Raw genomic sequence first — 20,673 nt, 5'->3', positions numbered from 1 at the left:
CGGTCGTCGGTCGCCGGCTGCCAGGGATGCGCCGGTCTGGAATCTGGCGCGAGTTTACGGAGCGGAAATGGGGCTGGCAAGCGAACCGGCAGGCGGGGCCGGCAAGCGGAACGGCCAGGTGCCGGAGCGGCAGGTCGCGCCAGAGAACCGGTGCGCGGGCGCGCGGCCCGGTGAAGCGCCCGTCCGCGCCCGACGCGCGGGGCGGCGGCGCGCGCCGGCCGCGAAGCAAGCATGCGCTCACATCGCAGCCGGCGCCGCGTACGTCACGGATTGATGTACTGGAACAGCGACATGTTCTGCAACTGCACGTAGGCCTTCTGCGCGCCGGTCAGCGCGTTCTGCACCTGCAGGTACTGGCTGATCGTCGTCACCATGTTGGTGCTCGTCAGATCCGACAGGTTGCTGCTCGTCTGCAGCGCCGCGGACTGGTTGACGGCCTGCATCGCCTTGACTTCCTGCTCGCGGCCGCCGACCGACGCCTGGATCGTCGTGACGTTGCGCATCGTGTTGCCGAGCTTGGTCGAGCCCGTCATCAGCGCATTCGTCAGCGCGGCGCTCGCCACCGGGTTGCCGGTCACGGGCTTGTTCAGCGCCGAAATCATCGCGTCGAGTGTCGAGAATATGTCGGCGCCGCCGCTCGCCTGCGGCGCCGGGTCGACCGCGAACGTGTCGCCGACGGCCGGCGTGCCCGACACCGTCACCGTCATGCCGTTGCCGAGCGAGATCGCCGAGCCGGCCGAATAGGCCTGCGCCGGCGTGGTGCTCGGCGGGCTGACCGAGTTGTCGGTCACCGTGTAGGTCGGCGCGGCGGGCGTGCCGCCGAACGTGATCGCGAACTGATGGCCGTTCGTCGCGGCCGCCGGGTTCGTCACGGTCACCGTGCCGATCGTGGCGGTGCCCGCATTGGCGGCGCCCGCCGACGGCACGGGCGTGCTGCCGATCGCCGGCACCGACATGAAGACGGCCGCCCCCGTGTCGCTCTGCGACACGGTGCTCGAATCGGCGATCTGCACGTCGCGCGTGCCGGTGTCGCCGACATACGCCACGCTGCCGTTCGGCGCGGCCTTGAACGGCGGCGCGGAATTGTTCGTGCCGGCGAACAGGTAGGTGCCGGCGCCGTCGTTGGTGTTCGCGAGCGTCAACAACTGGTCGCGGTAGCCCTGCAGCTGCGTCGCCAGCGCCGCCCGGTTGCTGTCGGACAGCGAGCCGTCGCCCGCCCGCACGAGCAGCGTCTGCGCGCTCGTGAGCACGCCGCTCACGTTCTGCAGCGCCTGGTCCTCGGCCTGCAGCGACGCGAGCGCCGTGGTCTGGTTGGTCGCGTACTGCGACAGCGTCGCCGACGTCATCGACAACTGCACGGCCTGCGCCGCGCCGACCGGATTGTCCGCCGCCGTCTGCAGGCTCACGCCGCTCGCGATCTGCTGGTACAGCTGCGCAAGCTGGGCCTGCTGGTCGTTCATCTGCGTGACGTTCAGCTGGAAATACTGGGCGCTGGAGATCCGCATCGTTTCTATCCTCTCGAATCCGGTCAGTTGAACAGGCCAAGGACGGTCTGGAACAGCGTCGCCGCCGTCTGAATCACCTTCGCGTTCGCCTGGTAAAGCTGCTGATACTGCATCAGGTTGGCCGCTTCCTCGTTCTGGTTCACGCCCGACACCGACTGCTGTGCCTGCGTGATCTGACCGACCAGCGCGGTCTGCGCGGTGCTCGACGATTTCAGCTGCGTCGCCGTGTTGCCGATGCCGTTGACGTAGGTCGCGTACGCGCCCGTGAGGGTCGTCGTGCCGCCGCCGAGCGCCTTCGCATTGACGAGTTGCGACAGCGCCCGTGCGTTGGAGCCGTCGCTGGTGCCGCCGGCGTACGGCCCGATCGTGAACGAATCGCCGGTCGCCGGCGCGCCGGACAGCGACACGCTCACGCCGTTGAGTGCGCCCGCGGCCGTCCCCGACATCGTCATCGTCGCGCCGGACGCCGGGTCGTACGGGACGGTGTCCGTCGGATTCACGATGGTCACCGTCGTCGGCGGCGTCGTCCCGACCGTCACCGTCGTGCCGACCGGGAAGCCCGTCAGCGTCTTTGCCGTCGCGTCGAAGGTCAGCTTGGTCGTCGGCACCTGATAGCCCGAGGTCACGCCGCCCAGCGTGATCTTGCCCGTGCCCGTGTTGGTGCTCGCCGCCGACGTGACGGCCGGCGACGCGGCCGCGATCGCCGAGAAGCTCGTCGTCGCAAGGCCGAAGCCGTTCAGCGCGCCGCGCGTCGGCAGCACGGTGAACTTGTCGCCCGGCTGCATCTGCGTGCCGGTCGCGGCCGAGAAGTTCAGCCCGCCGAGCGAAACCGGCATCGGGCCCGCCTTCTGGTCGACCACCGCGCCGCTCGCGCGGTCGGTCAGCGTGTAATTCGCGCCGTCGAACGAGAGCGTATAGTCGCTCGTCGTCGGCTGCGACGCGTTCGCGAACGACACCGACAGCGACGCGTTGCCCGTATTCCCCTGGGCCGCGTACACGGTCGGCGACGGCACGGTGAACAGGTTGCCGCCCGGATTGCCCGACAGGTCGATGCCGAGCGCGTTCTGCGCGTTGACCTGCGCGGCGAAGCTGGTCGCGATCGCGCCGAGCTGCGCCTGCGCGGGGTCGAGCGTCTGGCTGCGGAATGCGAGCAGGCCGCCGAGCGTGCCGCCCGACAGCGACGAATCGGGCAACGCCTGGTTCGGCCCCTGCGGGTTCGCGCCGGCGATGCCCTGCGACACGACGGTCAGCTCGCTCGGGTCCGACGGCGACGAGACGGTCGCGAGCTGGTAGCTCTTGTCGGCGACGACGAGCGGCTGGCCGCCCGCGAGGAACAAGCTGTAGCCGCCCTCGTTGCGCACGACCTGGACGCCGGCGAGGCTCGACAGGTTCGACACGGCGAGGTCGCGCTGGTCCATCAGCTGGTTCGGCGGCTGGCCCTGGCTGCTCGCCGCCGAGATCTGCTGGTTCAGCTCGGCGATCTGAGCGGTGTACGTGTTGATCTGCGACACCGTGCTGGTGAGCTGGGTGTTCACGCTCTGGCGCAGCGCGTCGTACTGCTGGCCGGCCGCGTTGATCTGGTTGGCCAGCGTCTGCGCGTTGCTGATCGCGGTTTGCCGCACGGACGGGTCGGACGCGTTGTTCGCGACGTTCTGCAAGCCGGTGAAGTAGCTCGTGATCGCGGTCGAGATGCCGGCCGTCGGGCTGCCGATGTAGTTGTTCAGCTGCGCGACGAGCGTGTACCAGGTCGACAGCGCGCTGCCCTGCGTCTGCGCGGTGTTCAGCTGGTCGCTCAGGTACTGGCTGTACTGCCGCTGCACGGTGACGGTGTTCACGCCCTGCGGCATGTAGCCGCTGCCCGTGTACTGGCCGCTCGCTTCGGCATACACGGGCCGCTCGACCGAATAGCCGGGCGTCGCGGCGTTGCTGATGTTGTTGCCGGTCGTCGTGAGGCCCCAGAGCGCGGCATTCAGGCCGCTGACGCCGAGGTTCATGAGTGTGTTGGACATGCGCGATCCTGATGAGCCGGCCGCGCGTTGCGGCCGCCGGGTTGCGTGACTCCCGGTATAACGGCCGCGGATCGAAAAAATTGAGGAAAAAATGCACGCGCGGCGCACGAGCGTGCGTCGCCGTCGGAAGCGGCCGGCACGAGGCGCCGGCGGCGCCGCGCGGGCCGCCCGTGGAGGCCGCCCGCCGGAGGCGCGTCAGGCCCGCGCGAGCGAGCGGCGCTTCATTTCGAGCTGCGTGATCAGCCGCTGCAGCGTGTTCTCCGCGCTGCCCGGCAGCGACATGTAGCGGAAGCCGAGCTGGTAGCGCCGCGCGCCGTTCGGCATCTGCGTCGAACGCTGCGACACGAGCTGCAGGTCGAGCGACAGCTTGCCGTGGCCCGTCAGCTCGAGCTCGACGTCCGGCAGCAGCGTGCCGACCTCGAGCGCCTCGACGCGCTCGTCGGCCGTGCGCAGCCCCACGCCGCCGAGCGACAGGTTGTGCACCTCGAACAGGAAGCTTTCGCCGTCCGGCAGCTTGCCGCGGCACAGGAACGGATCGACGATCGGCGCGTCGACGCGGAAATATTCGCGGCGCTGGATGCAGACCAGCACGTCGGGGAAATCGGCGACGAACGCGGGCAGCCCCTCGTAGCGCGTCTCGCGCGGCGTGCCCGTGGTGAATTCGACGCGCACGCCCTCCGGCGCGGCCGCGAACGTGCAGTGCGATGCGCCGAGGATGCCGGCGTTCTGCTCGGACAACGCGCCCCAGTCGAACGTGAACGTCCGCGCGCCGACGTCGACCTCGAGCAAACGCGTGACGAGCTGGCCGCCCGGGTACTGGACGGTCAGGAAATCGCCGCGATTCACCAGGTTGCGCAGCTGCACGCCGATTTCCAGCGGATTGCGGCGGGCATAGTCGGGCCCGGAGTGGCCTGCATCCAGGCTGGGGTCCGTCGACGTTTCGATATTCATGGCTAGCCGGTCTTTCTTGTCATGGGCGCCCGGGGCAACCGGTGCGCAATAAAACCGGGCCAGAACGGGGGCCCGGTCGCAGGTCTCTCACACTTAGCGGCAGTGCTGACCGAAAGTTTAGATCGAAACGGCCATTTATTTGTCGCAAACGTTGAAACCGCGCGCGGCAAGGTGCCGGGCGCGGTCCGAAGGGGCCAATCGGTGGCGGGCGGGCCGTCAGCCGATCTGCTGCATGATCGAGATCAGCTTCTTCGCGTAATTCGGGTCGGTCGCGTAGCCGGCCTTCTGCATCCCGTGCGCGAAGCCTTCGACGCTGCGGCTCGCGCTGAGCACGCCCGCGTAGCGCGGGTTGTTCTTCAGCAGGTTCGCGTAGTCGGTCATCGCGTGCTCGTACGAGTCGTACGCGCGGAACTTCGCGACCACGCGGCGCGGCGTGCCGTTCACGTATTCGGTGGTCAGCGCCGACACGGTGCGGCCGGTCCAGCCCTTGTTCGCCTTGATGCCGAACACGTTGTAGCTGGTCGAGCCGTCCGTCGCGCGGATCTCACGCTTGCCCCAGCCCGATTCGAGCGCGGCCTGGCCGACGATGAACCGCGCCGGGATGCCGGTCGTCGCGCTGGCCGCCTGCGCGGGGCCCGCGAGCCGGTCGACGAACGCGTCCGCGTCGCGCACGCCGCTCGCGCCCTTGAGCGGCGGCGTCAGCGCGCTGCCGGCCGAATAGCCGCGCGCGCCGGCAAGGCCGCCGTTGTTCGCCGCGTTCGCATAGGCCTTCGCCATCGCGTTCATCGCGGCGAGGCCGCCTTCGTTGCCGGCCGTGCCGAGGCCGCCCACGCCCATGCCGCCCATGCCGCCCGCGCCAACGTCCGCCGCGGCGCCGCCGGCGCCGACGCCCGCGTTGCGCAGCAACTGCTTCATCAGCGCGTCGGCCACGCCGATCCCGCGCGTCGACATCTGCTGCGCGAGCTGCTGGTCGAGCATCGACGTGTACATCTTCGACGTGTGCGAATCGAGCAAGCCGCCGTCGGGCGTTGCGTCGCGCATGCTCTTGAGCATCATCTGCGTGAACATCGCGTCGAACTGGCCGGCGACGGCCTTCGCGCCGGCCTGCGGCGACTGCTTCGCCTGCGCGCGCAGCGCATCGAAACCCTGCACGTCGAGCGCGAAGCGCTGCGTGAGGTCGTTTGCGTTGGGGAGCGTGGCTGCCATTTAGATCACCTCCAGGTCGGCGCGCAGCGCGCCGGCCGCCTTCATCGCCTGCAGGATCGACATCAGGTCCGCGGGCGTCGCGCCGAGCGTGTTCAGCGCCTTCACGACGTCGGCGAGATTCGCGCCGGCCGTCACCATCTTCAGCGCGCCGTTGTCCTGCTTCAACTGGATCTGCGACTGCTGCGCGACCACCGTCTGCCCGTTCGAGAACGGCCCCGGCTGCGACACCACCGGCTGCGTGTTGACGACCACCGACAGGTTGCCGTGCGCGACCGCGCAGCTTTGCAGCGTGACCATCTGGTTCATCACGATCGAGCCGGTGCGCGCGTTCAGGATCACCTTGGCCGCGGCCTTGTCCGGGCTCACGTCGAGGTTCTGCAGCCGCGCCATGAACGCGACCTGCTGCGCCGAATCGGCCGGCGCCGCGAGCTGGATCGTGCGGCCGTCGAGCGCCGTCGCGGTGCCCGGGCCGAAACTGGCGTTGACCGCGGACACGATGCGCTGCGCGGTGCCGTAATCCATGTCGTTCAGTTGCAGTTGCAGCACGCCGTTCATCTGCGCGACCGCGTTCGGCACCGCGCGCTCGACGATCGCGCCGCCGACGATCCGGCCGGCCGCGAGCTGGTTCACCTGCACGCGGCTGCCGTTCGCGCTGGCGCCCGCGCCGCCGACCGCCATGTTGCCCTGCGCGAGCGCGTAGACCTGGCCGTCCGCGCCTTTCAGCGGCGTGAGCAGCAGCGTGCCGCCGCGCAGGCTCTTCGCGTTGCCGAGCGACGACACGGTGACGTCGAGCGCCTCGCCGGGCCGCGCGAACGGCGGCAGCGTGGCCGTCACCATCACGGCCGCGACGTTCTTCAGCTGCATGTTGTTCAGCGACGACGGGCCGCCGTTGGCCGAACCGTTGTTGATCGAGATGCCGAGGTTCGCGAGCATGTTCGCGAGCGTCTGCGTCGTGAACGGCGTCTGCATCGTCTGGTCGCCCGTGCCGTCGAGGCCGACGACGAGGCCATAGCCGATCAGCGGGTTGTCGCGCACGCCCTGGATCTGCGCGAGATCCTTCAGGCGTTCCGCGTGCGCGGGCGCGGCGCCGAGCACGCACGCGGCGGCCACCGCCGCGAACGCGACGGCGAGCCGCGCGGCCGTGTGCGCGCGGGCCGACAGGCGGCTGAACAGGGTCGTTCGCATCGTCATCACCACGGCGCGATGTTGAGGAAGAAGCGCTGCAGCCAGCCCATCGTCTCGGCTTCGTTGATGTAGCCCTTCGACGAGTATTCGATCTTCGCGTCGGCGACCTGCGTCGAATAGACGGAGTTCGCGCCCGAGATCGTGTTCGGGTTGACGACCCCCGAGAAGCGCACGAATTCGTTGCCCTGGTTGATCAGCATCTGCTTTTCGCCGCTCACCACGAGGTTGCCGTTCGGCAGCACGCCCGTGACGGTCACCGTGATCGTGCCGTTGAACGTGTTCGCCGCGCTCGCGCCGCCGGTGGCCGCGAACTTGTTCGCGCCGGTCGCCGACAGGTTCGCCTTCGCGAACAGCCCGCCGAGGAAGCCGGCCGTCGGCACGTTGAAATCGGTGTTGCCCTGCCGGTTCGTGTTCGCGCCCGACGACTTGGTCGCGTTGATGTTCTCCGCGATCATGATCGTCAGGATGTCGCCGACGTTGCGCGGGCGCTGATCCTCGAACAGCGGCCGCCCCGCGAAGCCGGGGTTGTAGATCGAGCCGGGCGCCTGCATCGACATCGGCATCGGCGGCTGCGCCGTCATCGGCTGCTGGATGATCGGGTCGCGCGGAATCTGCGCGCAACCGGCGAGCGCCGCCACCGCGACCGCGCACGCGGCGCGGACGGTGGCTGACGAGGGGAGGCGAACCTGCTTCATGGCGACGACGGGACTTCCGGTTAGCTCTTCATCTGCGTGACGGTCTGCAGCATCTGGTCGGACGTCGTCACGGCCTTGCTGTTGATCTCGTAGGCACGCTGCGTCTGGATCATGTTGACGAGTTCCTGCACGACGTTCACGTTCGACGCCTCGACGTAGCCCTGGTTGAGCACGCCCGCGCCGTTCAGCCCCGGCTGCGACACGTTCGGCGCGCCCGACGACGTCGTTTCCGCGAACAGGTTCTCGCCCTTCGCCTCGAGGCCGGCCGGGTTGATGAAGGTCGCGATCTGCAGCGAGCCGATCTGCACCGCGTTGCTCGAGCCCGGCTGCGTGACCGACACGACGCCGTCCTTGCCGATCGTCAGCGACTGCGCGTTCTGCGGCACGGTGATCGCCGGCAGCACCTGATAGCCGCTCGACGTGACGAGCTGGCCCTGCGCATTGGTCTGGAACGAGCCATCGCGCGTGTACGCGTTGGTGCCGTCCGGCATCAGCACCTGGAAGAAGCCCGCGCCGTTGATCGCGACGTCCTTCGAGTTGCCGGTCTGCGTGAGGCCGCCCTGCGTGTACAGGCGCTCGGTCGCGACCTGCTGCACGCCGGTGCCGAGCTGCAGGCCCGACGGCAGCTCGGTCTGCTGCGTCGAATTGGCGCCGGGCTGGCGGATGGTCTGGTACAGCAGATCCTCGAACACCGCGCGCGACGCCTTGAAGCCGTTCGTGCTGGTGTTCGCGAGGTTGTTCGAGATCACGTCCATCTGCGCCTGCTGCGCATTCATGCCGGTGGCGGCGATGTAGAGCGAACGGTTCATTTGAATCTTCTCCTGATAGCGAGGGCCGTGCCGCTCAGCTGAAATTGAGCAGCTGGTTCGCCGTCTGCTCGTTCTGGTCGGCCGTCTGGATCAGCTTCGACTGAAGCTGGAACGCGCGCGCGTTGTCGATCATCGCGACCATCGCGGTCACCGGGTTCACGTTGCTGCCTTCGAGCGAATTCGGCGTGACGACCACGTTCGGGTCGGCGTCGGCCGGATTGCCGTCGGCGGTGCGGAACAGCCCGTCGTTGCCGCGCGTGAGCGTGGCCGGATCGGGATTGACGAGCTTCATCTGGTCGACGATCGCGACGGCGGTGGGCGGGTCGCCCGGCATCAGCGCGGACACCGTGCCGTCCTTGCCGATCGTCACTTCCGCGTTCGGCGGCACCGAGATCGGGCCGCCGTTGCCGATCACCGGCAGGTTGCCCGCGTTCACGAGCTGGCCGTTCTCGTCGACGTGCAGGTTGCCGGCGCGCGTGTACGCCTCGCTGCCGTCGGCCGTCTGCACCGACAGCCAGCCGGCGCCCTGCACGGCCACGTCGAGCGGGTTGCCGGTGCGCGTGATCGGACCCGGCGCGTAATCGGCGCCGGGCGTGGACGCGAGCACGTAGGTGCGCGTCGTCGTCGGGTCGATGTTGCTGCCGTCGCCGAAATTCATCGGCACCGCGCGATACGTCGCGAGCTGCGCGCGAAAGCCCGTCGTCGACGCGTTCGCGAGGTTGTTCGCGACCACCGCCTGCTGGTCGAGCGACTGCGACGCGCCCGTCATCGCCGTATAGATCAGTCGGTCCATGGCTGCCGGTTATCCGCGCTTACAGGTTGATGAGCGTCTGGTCGACGGTCTGCTGCGTCTTGATCGTCTGCGCGTTCGCCTGGTAGTTGCGCTGCGCGGTGATCAGGTTGACGAGCTGCGCCGTCAGATCGACGTTCGAGTTCTCGAGCGCGCTGCCCTGCAGCGTGCCGTGGTTCGTGCTGCCCGGCGCCGACACCTGCGGCACGCCCGACGCCGACGATTCGGCGTACTGGTTGCCGCCGAGGTTCACCAGCCCGTTCGGGTTGTTGAAGTTCGCGATCGCGATCTGGCCCAGCACGGCGGTCTGGCCGTTCGAGTAGTTGCCGGTCAGCTTGCCGTCGGCGCCGATCGTGTAGGTCGTCAGCGTGCCGCTCGCGTAGCCGTCCTGCGCGAGGTTGTTCACGCCGTTCTTGCCGCCGTACTGCGTCGTGCCGGTCAGGTTGAGCGTCAGTTGTTGCGGCGTCGTGGAGCCGTCGGTGGTCGGCACCGTGAAGTCGAACTGGCCGAGCGACGTGGTCGGCGTGGTCGAGCCCGGCAGCGTCGTGCTCTTGATCGCGCCCGACGAATCGAAGGTGATCGTGCCGAGGTCGGTCGGGGTCGCGGCGCCCTGCACGTTCGCATACGCTTCCCACGTGCCGGCCGCCGACTTCACGAAGTACATGTTCACCGCTTGCGAGCCGCCGAGCGAGTCGTACACCTGGATCGACGTCGAATAGTTGTACGTCGTGTTGTCGTTCGGGTCGAACGGCGTCTTGGCCGGCACCTTGTCCTGCGAGTTCAGGTTGAACTGGCCGGTGATCTTGGTCGTCGCGGTCGGCGCGATGTTGCTGGTCGGCGCCTGCAGCGGCACGGTCTGCGCGGTGTTGATCACGCCGCCGCCGTTGGCCGCGTAGCCCATCAGGTTACGGCCCTGCGAGTCGATGATGAAGCCGTTCTTGTCGCGCTGGAACGTGCCGTCGCGCGAGTACGTCGTCACGCCGTTGTTCGACATCTGGAAGAAGCCGTTGCCGTTGATCGCGACGTCGAGCGACGAGTTCGTCGTGTTGATCGTGCCCTGCCCGAAGTTCTGCTGCACCGCGTTCAGCGACGTGCCGATGCCGATCTGCGTGTTGACCGACGTCGCGACCGAGTTCGCGTACATGTCGGCGAATTGCGCGGTGCTCGACTTGAAGCCGACCGTGTTCGCGTTCGCGATGTTGTTGCCGATCACGTCGAGCGCGTTCGATGCGCCGGCGAGGCCGCTCAGACCCTGTTGATAACCCATTTCGGTCTCCGTTAGGAAAAAGCTCGATCAATCAGTTGGTGGTGGTGTCGCCGGACGAGGACGACTTCGTGTTCGGGAAGATCGACGCAACCTGGGTGAGCCCCACCGTCGTGCCGTTCGACAGCACGAGCCCCGCGGTGCCGTCCGCCTGCTTGATCACGCTCTGCACCGTCGCGGCCGCGAGCACGGTCGGCGCATACGTCTTGCCGTCGCTGCCCGTGTACTGCGCGCTCACGGTGTAGGTGCCGTCGGGCAGCGCGTTGCCGGCCGCGTCCGTCGGCGTCCAGTTGAACGGCACGGTGCCGGCCGACTGCTTGCCCGCGTCGATCGTGTTGACGACGGCGCCCGTCTTGTCCTTCACGGTGATCGTCAGGTTCGACACGTCGTTCGCGAGCGACACGCCGAACGGCGACGCCGCGCCGCTCTTCACGCCGACGCTGTTGCCCGGCGCGAGCACGTTGGTGCCGATCAGCAGCGCGGCCTGCGTCTGCTGGCCGGCCGCGAGCTGCGACGACAGCGACGTGAGCGACGTGTTCAACTGCGCGATGCCGCTCACCGTGTTGATCTGCGCGAGCTGCGACGTCATCTGCGAACTGTCGACGGGGCTCGTCGGATCCTGGTTCTGCAACTGCGTGACGAGCAGCTTCAGGAACGTCGCCTGCAGGTCGCTCGCCGACGTGCCGTTGGTCGACGACACTTTGTTGGTGTTCATCGTGTCGGTCGGCAGCGTCGACACGTTGGTGCCGTTGCTGCCGATCGTCGTGTTGGAGGAAGTCATCCTGGGTGGCCTTCTGTCGGAACTGTCGGTGTCGGGTCGGTCGGGTCGGCGGCGCGCGGCTTACGAGCCGATCGTCAGCGTCTTGAGCATCAGCGTCTTCGCGGTGTTCAGCGTCTCGACGTTGGCCTGGTACGAGCGCGACGCCGAGATCATGTTCACCATCTCCTGCACCGGATCGACGTTCGGCATCTGCACGTAGCCGTTCGCGTCGGCGGCCGGGTTCGCCGGGTCGTAGGTCGATTTCATCGGCGACGGGTCGTCCATCACCTTCGTCACGCGCACGCCGCCCACGCCCTGGCCGGACGCGGTGCGCGCGCCGCCCATCGGGTCGGTCGCGAACACGACCTGCTTGGCCTTGTACGGCTTGCCGTCGGGGCCGGTCGCGCTGTCGGCGTTCGCGAGGTTCGACGCGGTCACGTTCAGGCGCTGCGATTGCGCGGACAGCGCCGAACCGGCGACGCCGAAGATGTTCATCAACGAAGGCATGGAGGCTCCTTGTGCTTGGGTCCGGGTCCGGATTCGGAAGCGGCGCTTACGAGTTCGTCGAGATCGCGGCGATCATCGCCTTGATCTGCTGGGTCATCACGGTCATCCCGGTTTCGTAGTGCAGCGCGTTGTTCGCGAACTGCACGCGCTCGACGTCGAGATCGACCGTGTTGCCGTCGAGCGACGGCTGCAGCGGCATCCGGTATTGCGCGCGGCCGTAGTCGTCCGACGGGCCGCCGGTCGGGATCAGCTTCGCGGTGCCGGCCATGTGGCCCGGCGCCGTCGACACCATCGACATGCCGCTCGTCACGCCGGCCGGCTGCGCCATCGGCAGTGGCGCGGCGTTGCTCGGCGCGAGCCCGCCGCCCGTCTGCTTCAGCGAGCGCGCGAGCGTCGACGCGAAATCGACGTCGCGGGCCTGGTAGCCGGGCGTGTCGGCGTTCGCGATGTTCGACGACAGCAGTTCCTGCCGGTAGGCGCGCACGTCGAGCGCCTGTCGGCCGAACGCGAATTCCGCATCGAGTTTGTCCAGCATGTGTGCGTCTCTCCGTATGAAGCGCTGCACGCCCCTCGCGCCGGATGGCGGCCCGAGCGGCTTTTTTCCATGACAGCGATGGTAGGCGCGGCACGCAACCGGCAATCGGGCGAATAACGCGGCAAAGGCCCCCTCTATTCATCGTTTGCGCGACGCTCGCGCTCCCTAGAATGCGAAGCGGATCAACGGATCGAGGACACGGCGATGACGGGCGGCGCACTTCGCGACAGGAACGGGCGGCTCACGCACGTCCGGCGTGCATTCGCGCTCGCCGCGGCGCTGTGGATCGCCGCGCCCGCCGTGCACGCGGACGACGGGATGATCGTGATTCCCGGACGCGGCGAGACGGCCGAAACCGCGCTCGCGCACGCCAACGCGGCGAGCGGCGGGCAGTTCGGCGCGAATGCGGGCGCCGCTTCCGCTTCGGGCGCGCAGCGCGCGGCCGGCGGAGCGAGCGCCGCGACCGGCGCCGGCTACGCGGCGCAACCGGCCGGCCAGATGGTCGTGACGAGCGTGCCGCCGCCGGCCGCCGCGCCGGCTCCCGCGCCGGTCCCCGTCTACGCAGCCCGCGCGAACGCCGGGTACGGCACGTCGCCGCGTGCGGCGGACCCGGCCGCCATCGCGACGGTCGTCGCCGGCACGGCCGAGCCGGCATCGAATGCCGCGCGGCCGGCGCCGCCACCGGCAGCATCGGCCCGCCTCGCGGCTGCCCGCGCCGCGTCGGTCGCGGCGGCGCCGCGCACGGCGGCCGCCTCCGCCCACCCGGCCCCGGCTGCCGCCGCGCCCCCGCCCGCGACGCCGCCCGGCCAGCAAGATCCCGAAACGATCCGGCGCGCGGCCCTCGCGTTCCTGCAGCAGCAGATCGCCGGCCTGCCCGGCAAGACCACCGCGACGGTCACGACCGCCTTTCCGCGCGGGCTCGCCGCGTGCACGACGCTCGAACCGTTCCTGCCGACCGGCGCGCGCCTGTGGGGCCGCACGACGGTCGGCGTGCGCTGCGCGGGCGAACGGCCGTGGACCGTCTACCTGCAGGCGAAGGTCGCCGTGCAGGCTACCTATTACGTCGCCGCGCGCCAGATCGCGCCCGGCGAGCCGCTCTCCGCGGCCGATCTCGTCGCGCGCGACGGCGACCTGACGGTGCTGCCGCTCGCGGTGATCACCGATCCGGCGCAGGCGATCGGCGCGACCGCGCTCGCGCGCATCTCGGCCGGGCTGCCGCTGCGGCAGGACATGCTGAAGAGCGCGGCGTCGGTGTCGGCCGGCCAGACGGTGCGGGTCGTCGCGGCCGGCCCCGGCTTCACGATTTCGGCCGAGGGCAGCGCGCTCGCGAATGCGGCGCCCGGCCAGTCGGTGCGGGTGCGAATGGCGGCGGGCCAGATCGTCACGGCGGTCGTCAAGGACGCCGGCACCGTGGAAATTCCGCTGTAGGGACGGATCGGCCGTAAAAATGTAAAAAATTGTTTATTCGGAGCCTGTCGGGCTCGCGATGCTAAAGTTCGGGCCGACCCGGCCGTTATCTGGGTCAAACCGTACAGGAAACCCATCGTGAAGATCGATTCCACTCCGAAACCGAGCCCCCTCGCGCCGACCGGCAACGGCGCGGCCCGTGCGCCGTCCGGCACGGACCAGCCGTCCGCACCGGCAGCCGACGCAGGATCGACCGGCGGCGACGCGACCGTGAACCTGTCGGGTCTGTCCGGCCAGTTGCGTTCGGTGTCCGCATCGGGCGACGCCGATATCGACGCAGGCCTGGTCCAGTCGATCAAGGACGCGCTGAACGACGGCACGCTGACGATCGACGCGAACAAGATTGCCGACGGCGTATTGAACACCGCCCGCGAGCTGCTGCAGCAGCAGCGTCCGGGCAGCTAATCCCCGGCCTCGTGGCCGGGTCACCCCGGTTTGCCGGCGCGCGCAGCACTGCGCGCACCGGCGTGACGAGCATGACGCGATGAGAGAAGAGCTGCTGGCCACGGTCAACGACGAACACGCGACGGTCGAGGCGTTCGCGTCCCTGCTCGTCTACGAGGAAAAGGCGCTGACGACGGCCGAGCCGCTCGAGATGCTGCCGGGGATCGTCGAAAAGAAAAGCGCGCTGATCGACCGGCTCGCGCAGCTCGAACGCACGCGCGACACGCAGCTTTCCGCGCTCGGCTTTCCGGCCGGCAAGAAAGGCATGGACCAGGCGGCCGAGCGCGATGCGCGCCTCGCGAGCCGCTGGCAACTGCTGCAGCAGGCCGCCGAACGCGCGCGCCAGGCCAATGCGAACAACGGGATGCTGATCCGGATCCGGATGGACTACAACGAGCGCGCGCTCGCGGTGCTGCGCTCGGCGCCCGCGCCGGCCGGCGTGTACGGCCCCGACGGGCGCGTGTCGGCGCTCACGCGCTGACCGGCCGGCGTCGAGCCGCGCCGCGCGGCCGCCCGGCGGCCGCGCCCCCTGCTTTCCCCTTCGTTACAACAGCGGACACGCGGTGACCTGCGTGCCGCGTTCCACGCACAGCCGCTCGTAGTCGCGCAGGTATGCGCACTCGGCGTCGTCCAGCAGATCGACATCGATCAGGTCCCAGTCGTAGCCGACCGTCACGATGTTCTCGAACGTCACCGTGCCCGGCTGCGCGTCGTCCGGCCGCACGATCACGATGTTCTCGATCCGCACGCCGCCCTTGCCCGGCAGGTAGATGCCCGGCTCGACCGAAATCACCGCGTTCGGCACCAGCCCGTACGTCGCGCCCGGCGCGAACCGCACGCCGCCCTCGTGCACGTGGATCCCGACGCCGTGCCCGGTGCCGTGGCCGAAATCGTGGCCATGATCGCGGCACACCTGGCGCACCAGCGCATCGACGTCGCCGCCCGTCGCCGTGGCCGGAAAGCGCGCGACGAGCCCCTTGATGCAGGCCTTCAGCGCGACCGTGTAGATCTCGCGCTGCCACGGCTGCGCGACCGTCTCCGGCCGCGTGCGGCGCAGCACGACGCGCGTGCAGTCCGTCGCGAAGCCGGCTTCGTAGTACGCGCCGCTGTCGAGCAGCACGAGCTCGCCCTCGGTCAGCTCGACGTCGGCGCTCGCCGCCGTGTAATGCGCGAACGCGCTGTTCGCGCCGTTCGCCGCGATCGACGGGAACGACAGCGCGACCGCCGAACGGGCGCCGTACGCGTCGTTGATCCTGCGCGCGAGGTCGTACTCGGTGTGGCGCACGCCCGGCTCGCCGGTCTTCGCCCAGCGCATCGTCTCGGCGATCGCCGCGGAGCTGCGCGCGAACGCGTCGCGGAAGCGCTCGAGCACCGCCGGCGTCTTGCTTGCCCGCATCGCCTCGACCGGGTTGAAATCGGCATGCCGCGCGTGCGGCCACACGCGCTTCACCGCGTCGACGAGCGCGCAGTTCACCGATTCGAAGCCGTAGCACACGTGCTCGACCGCGAACCGGGCCAGAAACCGTTCGAGCGCCGCGACGTCGCGCCGGATCACGTGCAGCGCCGGATACGAATCGAGCGCGACCTCGCAGCGGTCGCAGCCTTCCGGCAAGAACAGCGCCACCTGGCCGCCGATCGCGAACAGGAAGCCGAGGTGCGACGACGCATTCGGGATGTGATAGCCGCGGCTGTTCAGCAGATACGCGAGATCGTCCGACGCGCAGGTGAAGAACGCCGTCCTGCCGTCGGCCGCGCCGGTATGCGCGGCGAGCCGGCGGTTCAGCGCGTCGAGGTTCTGCGCGACGCTCGCGCCGGTCATCGCGGCCGGAATCTCGAAGATCGGCCGCTCGACGTTCCAGCCCGGCAGCGCGATCGCGCGATCGATCTCGCGGTCGGCGAGGCTCGCCCAGTCGAGCGACGCGGCCCGTGTCTGCTCGAACAGCCGGTCGCGCTGCGCGACGCTGATCCGCCGCGCGTCGTAGCCGACCCGCGCGAGCCGGCTCGCGTGCGCGAGCAGCCAGTCGGCCATCGCCTGCCAGATCGTCACGTCGATGCCGAGCTTCTCGACGCGCACGCGCGCCGGATCGCACTGCTCGTCGGCCTGGAAGTGATAGCGGCCGTCGACGAACAGCACGAACGGCGGCAGATCGAGCGCCTGCGCGGTCGCCGCGCTCAGAAAGATTCCGCAGCCGGCCGATCCGTCGAAACCGGACACCGCGTAGCGCGGGTTGTTGCCGCGCGGCAGGTATTCGGTCACGTATTCGTCCTGCGACGTGATCACCACCGCGTCGAGCCGCGCGGCATCGAGCAGGCGCGACAGGCCGGCCTGCGTGTCGGCGACGGACGCGTCGTACGGGGGAAGGCCGGAGAAGCTGTATTTCAGTCGATCGATCATCGGATGCCCGTTATTCGTTGCTGTCGGCGGCCGGAAGCATGTCGCGGCGTCGCGCCTGCCTGACGCGACACGTCGCCGCGGTTCAGGTCACGCACGGCACGACGCGCGGCCGCGGCCGCGCCGCCGTTCAGGCGGCAGGCCCACGGTAAAATTTTTGTCTCACTTAACTTTGTTTGATGCGCGACAGAATCTAGAGCACGCTGAAATCGAGGTCAAGCCAAAATTTTCGTAGCACTAAAATCGGCGCCCTGCCCGCGGATCCCGGCACAACGCCAATTCGGCCGGCGACGCCGCGCGGTACAATGCGCCGGCCCAGCCGCCGCCCCGCCCCGGCGGCCGCTTAGCCCCTTCGCCCGCGTCCCGACTCGTTGCCACACGAAAGAGATTCATGGATTCAGACCTCATGCGTATCGGCCAGCGCATTCGCCGCCTGCGCCGGGAAGCGAAGAAGACGCTGCTGGAAGTCGCGTCCGAAGCGAAACTGTCGGTGGGGTTCCTGTCGCAGGTCGAGCGTCATCTGACGGGCATCTCGCTGTCGTCGCTCGTCAACGTCGCGAAGGCGCTGGGCGTGCCGCTCGGCGCGCTGATCGACCAGCCGCGCCAGGCGCAGCCCGATTCGCACGAGGGCAGCCGCCGGCCGTACGCGCTCGACGCCGCGTCGCAGTGGTACGAGCGGCTGTCCACCACGTTCGACGGCAGCCAGATCAACGCGCTCAAGGTGCAGATGCTGGAAGGCTACCGGTCCGAATGGGTCGCGCACGGCGGCGACGAATTCGTGTACGTGCTGGCCGGCCGCGTCTGCTACACGGTCGGCAAGAAGCATTACCCGCTGACGGCCGGCGACTCGCTGCACTTCGACGCGCGCAAGCGCCATCGCGTGGCCAACGTCGGCGACGGGCCGGCCGAGCTGATCACCGTCAGCACGCTGCCGCTGTTCGACGACAGCGGTGCGGAATGCGTGCCCGCGACGACGGATATCGGGCAGCCGGCCGCTAGCGCGCCGCGCGTGCGCCGCCGCGCGCCGGCTCCCGAACGGAATGGCCGCGACGCCGCCGCGGCACGGCCGTCGAGGGCCGGCGCAGCCGAAAGGAAGGGGACGGCGAAGGCGCGCGCTGCCGCCGGCAAACGCCCGGCGGCCGCGACCCCGGCACGCAGGAAGAAACCGTAACGGCCGACGGGCGCGCACGCCCTGCGCGCTGTTCCGCGCCGCCTACTCGCCGATCGCGAGCGCCTGCGCGACAGCCTGGATCCGCGCGCGGTGCACGGCATCCTTGATCTTCTCCGTGTCGCTGCCGATGCCGCGCGCGATCGCGCCGGCATCGACGCTGCGCGCCGCCGCGAGCGCGACGCGCAGCCGCTCGGCCTGCGGGTACGGCTGCGCCTCGAGCCCGAGCCGGCCGCGCGCATCCGATTCGCAAGCCTGCAGCAGCTCGGCGAAGCGCGCCGGCTTGCGCAGCGCGTCGCTGCGCTCGAAGAGCCGCACCAGCGCGGCCGCGCCCATTTCCATCACGCGATGCAGGTTGCCGTGCTCGCGCGCGACCACCAGCGCGAGATCGCGGCATTCGTTCGGCACGCGCAGCCGCTCGCACAACGGCTTGAGCAGTTCGACGCTGCGGCCTTCGTGGCCGACGTGGCGCGGCAGCACGTCCGCGGGCGTCGTTCCCTTGCCGAGATCGTGCGTGAGCGCCGCGAAGCGCACCGCCAGCGAATAGCCCTGCTTCGCCGCGTAGTCGACCACCATCATCACGTGCACGCCGGTGTCGACTTCCGGGTGGTAATCGGCGCGCTGCGGCACGCCCCACAGCGCGTCGACCTCGGGCAGGATGCGCGCGAGCGCGCCGCAGTCGCGCAGCACCGCGAACATCCGCGACGGCTTCGCCTCCATCAGCCCGCGCGCGATTTCCTGCCAAACGCGCTCGGGCACGAGCGCATCGACCTCGCCCGCGTCGACCATGCGCCGCATCAGCGCGAGCGTTTCGTCCGCGACCGTGAAATCCGCGAACCGCGCGGCAAAGCGCGCGATGCGCAGGATCCGCACCGGATCCTCGACGAACGCGTCGCTCACGTGCCGGAACACGCGCGCGCGCAGGTCGGCCTGCCCGTCGAACGGGTCGATCACCGGGCCGACCAGCGCGCCATCCGGGCTCACCTCGCGCGCCATCGCGTTGATCGTCAGGTCGCGCCGCGCGAGATCCTCGTCGAGCGTCACGTCCGGCGCGTAATGGAACTGGAAGCCGTGATAGCCGGCCGCCGTCTTGCGCTCGGTGCGCGCCAGCGCGTATTCCTCCTGCGTCCGCGGATGCAGGAACACCGGGAAATCCTTGCCGACCGGCCGGAAGCCCTGCGCGGTCATCTGCTCGGGCGTCGCGCCGACCACCACGTAGTCGCGGTCCTGCACCGACACGCCGAGCAATTCGTCGCGGATCGCTCCGCCTACTGCGTAGATGTTCATCACTGGGGCTCGTATTCGGCGATCACGTTGGTTTCGCGGCGCGCACCGTCGATCCACTGCCGCACCGCCGGCAGCGCCGTCACGCGCGCCGCATAGCCGGCGGCTTCCGGCGACAGCGCCGGCGCGTACGTGTTGAAGCGCATCACGACGGGCGCGTACATCGCGTCGGCAATGCCGAATTCGCCGAACAGGAACGGCCCGCCCGACGCCTCGATGCATTCGCTCCACAGCGCGTCGATGCGTGCGACGTCGGCGAGCGCTTCCGGCGTCGCGCCGCGCCCCGGCATCGACGCGCGGATGCTCATGCCCATCTGCGTGCGCAGCGCCGCGAAGCCCGAATGCATCTCGGCGGATATGCAGCGCGCATGCGCGCGCGCGAGCGGGTCGGCCGGCCACATCGGGAATTGCGGATAGCGCTCGGCGAGCGTCTCGGCGATCGCGAGCGAATCCCAGATCGCCGAGCCGTGATCGTCGACGAGGCACGGCACCTTGCCGGTCGGCGAGTATTCGCGGATGCGCGCGGCCGTGTCGTCGCGACGCAGCTCGACCACGATCTCGTCGAACGGGATGCCGAAATGCACGAGCAGCAGCCACGGCCGCATCGACCACGACGAGTAGTTCTTGTCTCCAATGACGAGCTTCATGACGGGGTTCCCGAAAACGCGAAAAAGGAAAAGAAAGGGGCCGGCCGACGTTGCCCGGCGCGCGGGCTAACGACGCGAGCGGAACCAGTCGAACCGCGAGCGTTCCGTCGCTTCGCCGAGATACGCGGGCGCGATGCTTTCGAGACTCGCGGGCGAGAGCCCGAGTTCCGGCGCGAGCGGCCCCGACAGCACGTTCGGCACCGACATCGTCGCGAGATTGTCGCGCGTGAGCACCGGCTCGCCCGGCAGGCATTCGAACACGCTTGCCTGCAGCCGCGCAAGCGCGTCGGGCAGCCGCACGATGCGTGCCTGCCGGCCGACCAGCGTGCCGCAGTAGCGCACCAGTTGCTCGAGCGTGTAGACGGTCGGGCCGCCGAGCTCGTAGGTCTTGCCGTGCGCGCCCGCGAGATCGAGCGTGTTGACGAACGCGCGCACGACGTCGCCGACGAACACCGGCTGGAAGCGCGCGTCGGGCATCGCGAGCGGCAGCACGGGCACCGTGCGCTGCAGGGTCGCGAACGTATTGAGGAAGGCGTCGCCCGGGCCGAACACGACCGACGGACGGAAGATCGTCAGCGCGAGCGAATCGGTGGCCGCGATCGCATGCAGCGCGGCTTCGCCGTCGCCCTTCGAGCGCTGGTACATGCTCGCGCCGTGCGAATCGGCGCCGAGCGCGCTCATGTGCAGCAGACGCCGCACGCCGGCCTCGGTGCAGGCCGTCGCGAGCGCGGCCGGCAGCGCGACGTGCGCGCGCTCGAAGCCCGGCCCGTACGGCGTGCCGCGCCCGCCGTGCAGCACGCCGACCAGGTTGATCGCCGCGTGCGCGCCGGCGACGAAGCGCGCGAGCGTGCGCGTGTCGAGCGCGTCGAGCTCGACGATGTCGACCGGCAGCATCTGCAGGTGGCGCGCGTGGTCGCGCCGCCGCGTGCCGATCCGCACGTGCTTGCCGGCGTCGATCAGCGCATTGACGAGCCGGCTGCCGATGAAGCCGGTGCCGCCCAGCAGCGCGACGGTCTGGCGATCCATGATGTGGGCCTCGAAAGAACACTGCCGCG

The 20,673-nt window shown here is 69.5% G+C and carries 20 protein-coding genes; 4 read left to right on the top strand and 16 right to left on the bottom strand.

Going from position 1 to position 20,673, the window contains the following annotated elements; all coding sequences use genetic code 11:
* Window positions 1–263 precede the first annotated feature (263 nt).
* The 12 genes from flgL to flgB form a co-directional block, all read right to left on the bottom strand.
* On the bottom strand, window positions 264–1,505 hold the full coding sequence (flgL, locus tag C5F75_RS02380) for a flagellar hook-associated protein FlgL (RefSeq protein WP_104011831.1): 1,242 nt from the start codon (window positions 1,503–1,505) through the stop codon (window positions 264–266).
* 23 nt (window positions 1,506–1,528) lie between these two features.
* Window positions 1,529–3,514, bottom strand: coding sequence for a flagellar hook-associated protein FlgK (gene flgK, locus C5F75_RS02375; RefSeq protein ID WP_104011830.1), 1,986 nt, complete (start codon window positions 3,512–3,514; stop codon window positions 1,529–1,531).
* A 195-nt stretch (window positions 3,515–3,709) separates the two neighbouring features.
* On the bottom strand, window positions 3,710–4,465 hold the full coding sequence (locus tag C5F75_RS02370) for a flagellar brake protein (protein ID WP_059583897.1): 756 nt from the start codon (window positions 4,463–4,465) through the stop codon (window positions 3,710–3,712).
* 216 nt (window positions 4,466–4,681) lie between these two features.
* On the bottom strand, window positions 4,682–5,671 hold the full coding sequence (gene flgJ, locus C5F75_RS02360; protein WP_099316894.1) for a flagellar assembly peptidoglycan hydrolase FlgJ: 990 nt from the start codon (window positions 5,669–5,671) through the stop codon (window positions 4,682–4,684).
* Window positions 5,672–6,856 carry a flagellar basal body P-ring protein FlgI gene (locus C5F75_RS02355; RefSeq protein ID WP_059584032.1) on the bottom strand — a complete coding sequence of 395 codons (1,185 nt, stop codon included), beginning with the start codon at window positions 6,854–6,856 and terminating at the stop codon, window positions 5,672–5,674.
* Window positions 6,857–6,861: 5 nt separating this feature from the next.
* Complete coding sequence (flgH, locus tag C5F75_RS02350) at window positions 6,862–7,551, bottom strand: flagellar basal body L-ring protein FlgH (RefSeq protein WP_059583900.1); 690 nt, start codon at window positions 7,549–7,551, stop codon at window positions 6,862–6,864.
* Window positions 7,552–7,571: 20 nt separating this feature from the next.
* Entirely contained in the window at window positions 7,572–8,360 is a 789-nt protein-coding gene (flgG, locus tag C5F75_RS02345; RefSeq protein WP_006485706.1) for a flagellar basal-body rod protein FlgG, read from the bottom strand.
* A 34-nt stretch (window positions 8,361–8,394) separates the two neighbouring features.
* Entirely contained in the window at window positions 8,395–9,153 is a 759-nt protein-coding gene (flgF, locus tag C5F75_RS02340; protein WP_104011829.1) for a flagellar basal-body rod protein FlgF, read from the bottom strand.
* Between the two features lie 19 nt (window positions 9,154–9,172).
* Entirely contained in the window at window positions 9,173–10,417 is a 1,245-nt protein-coding gene (gene flgE, locus C5F75_RS02335; protein ID WP_059583903.1) for a flagellar hook protein FlgE, read from the bottom strand.
* Between the two features lie 31 nt (window positions 10,418–10,448).
* Window positions 10,449–11,195 (bottom strand): flagellar hook assembly protein FlgD, encoded by a 747-nt coding sequence (flgD, locus tag C5F75_RS02330; RefSeq protein WP_059583904.1) that lies wholly within the window; start codon window positions 11,193–11,195, stop codon window positions 10,449–10,451.
* 60 nt (window positions 11,196–11,255) lie between these two features.
* The gene (gene flgC, locus C5F75_RS02325; RefSeq protein WP_006485701.1) at window positions 11,256–11,681 is read right to left on the bottom strand and encodes a flagellar basal body rod protein FlgC; all 426 of its coding nucleotides are present in this window, start codon (window positions 11,679–11,681) and stop codon (window positions 11,256–11,258) included.
* A gap of 46 nt (window positions 11,682–11,727) precedes the next feature.
* Window positions 11,728–12,216, bottom strand: a complete 489-nt coding sequence (gene flgB, locus C5F75_RS02320; protein WP_059583906.1) for a flagellar basal body rod protein FlgB — start codon at window positions 12,214–12,216, stop codon at window positions 11,728–11,730.
* 204 nt (window positions 12,217–12,420) lie between these two features.
* On the opposite strand from flgB, the gene flgA reads away from it, so the two are divergent.
* The 3 genes from flgA to C5F75_RS02305 all read left to right on the top strand — a co-directional run bounded on the left by flgA (window position 12,421) and on the right by C5F75_RS02305 (window position 14,608).
* Entirely contained in the window at window positions 12,421–13,644 is a 1,224-nt protein-coding gene (gene flgA / locus C5F75_RS02315) for a flagellar basal body P-ring formation chaperone FlgA (RefSeq protein WP_104011828.1), read from the top strand.
* Window positions 13,645–13,761: 117 nt separating this feature from the next.
* On the top strand, window positions 13,762–14,088 hold the full coding sequence (gene flgM, locus C5F75_RS02310; RefSeq protein WP_059642451.1) for a flagellar biosynthesis anti-sigma factor FlgM: 327 nt from the start codon (window positions 13,762–13,764) through the stop codon (window positions 14,086–14,088).
* Between the two features lie 79 nt (window positions 14,089–14,167).
* Entirely contained in the window at window positions 14,168–14,608 is a 441-nt protein-coding gene (locus tag C5F75_RS02305; RefSeq protein ID WP_006477557.1) for a flagella synthesis protein FlgN, read from the top strand.
* 63 nt (window positions 14,609–14,671) lie between these two features.
* On the opposite strand, the gene C5F75_RS02300 is transcribed toward C5F75_RS02305, so the two are convergent.
* A complete protein-coding gene (locus C5F75_RS02300) occupies window positions 14,672–16,522 on the bottom strand; it encodes a M24 family metallopeptidase (RefSeq protein ID WP_104011827.1) in 1,851 nt (616 codons plus the stop codon).
* A 388-nt stretch (window positions 16,523–16,910) separates the two neighbouring features.
* Here C5F75_RS02300 and C5F75_RS02295 point away from each other — a divergent pair, with 388 nt between their 5' ends.
* Window positions 16,911–17,690, top strand: a complete 780-nt coding sequence (locus C5F75_RS02295) for a helix-turn-helix domain-containing protein (protein ID WP_104011826.1) — start codon at window positions 16,911–16,913, stop codon at window positions 17,688–17,690.
* A 42-nt stretch (window positions 17,691–17,732) separates the two neighbouring features.
* Here the strand turns inward: C5F75_RS02295 and C5F75_RS02290 are convergent, their stop codons facing one another.
* The 3 genes from C5F75_RS02290 to C5F75_RS02280 all read right to left on the bottom strand — a co-directional run bounded on the left by C5F75_RS02290 (window position 17,733) and on the right by C5F75_RS02280 (window position 20,644).
* A complete protein-coding gene (locus tag C5F75_RS02290) occupies window positions 17,733–18,974 on the bottom strand; it encodes a multifunctional CCA addition/repair protein (protein ID WP_104011825.1) in 1,242 nt (413 codons plus the stop codon).
* Window positions 18,974–19,618, bottom strand: coding sequence for a glutathione S-transferase family protein (locus C5F75_RS02285; protein WP_059583917.1), 645 nt, complete (start codon window positions 19,616–19,618; stop codon window positions 18,974–18,976). The genes C5F75_RS02290 and C5F75_RS02285 overlap by 1 nt, the downstream gene beginning before the upstream one ends.
* 66 nt (window positions 19,619–19,684) lie before the next feature.
* Window positions 19,685–20,644 (bottom strand): complex I NDUFA9 subunit family protein, encoded by a 960-nt coding sequence (locus C5F75_RS02280; protein ID WP_104011824.1) that lies wholly within the window; start codon window positions 20,642–20,644, stop codon window positions 19,685–19,687.
* Between the last annotated feature and the right edge of the window lie 29 nt (window positions 20,645–20,673).

The organism is Burkholderia anthinoferrum (genome assembly GCF_002925705.1).
Classification (GTDB): domain Bacteria; phylum Pseudomonadota; class Gammaproteobacteria; order Burkholderiales; family Burkholderiaceae; genus Burkholderia; species Burkholderia semiarida.
Note: the sequence above shows the minus strand (reverse complement) of the source record. Positions and strands in the feature narration are given on the sequence as shown.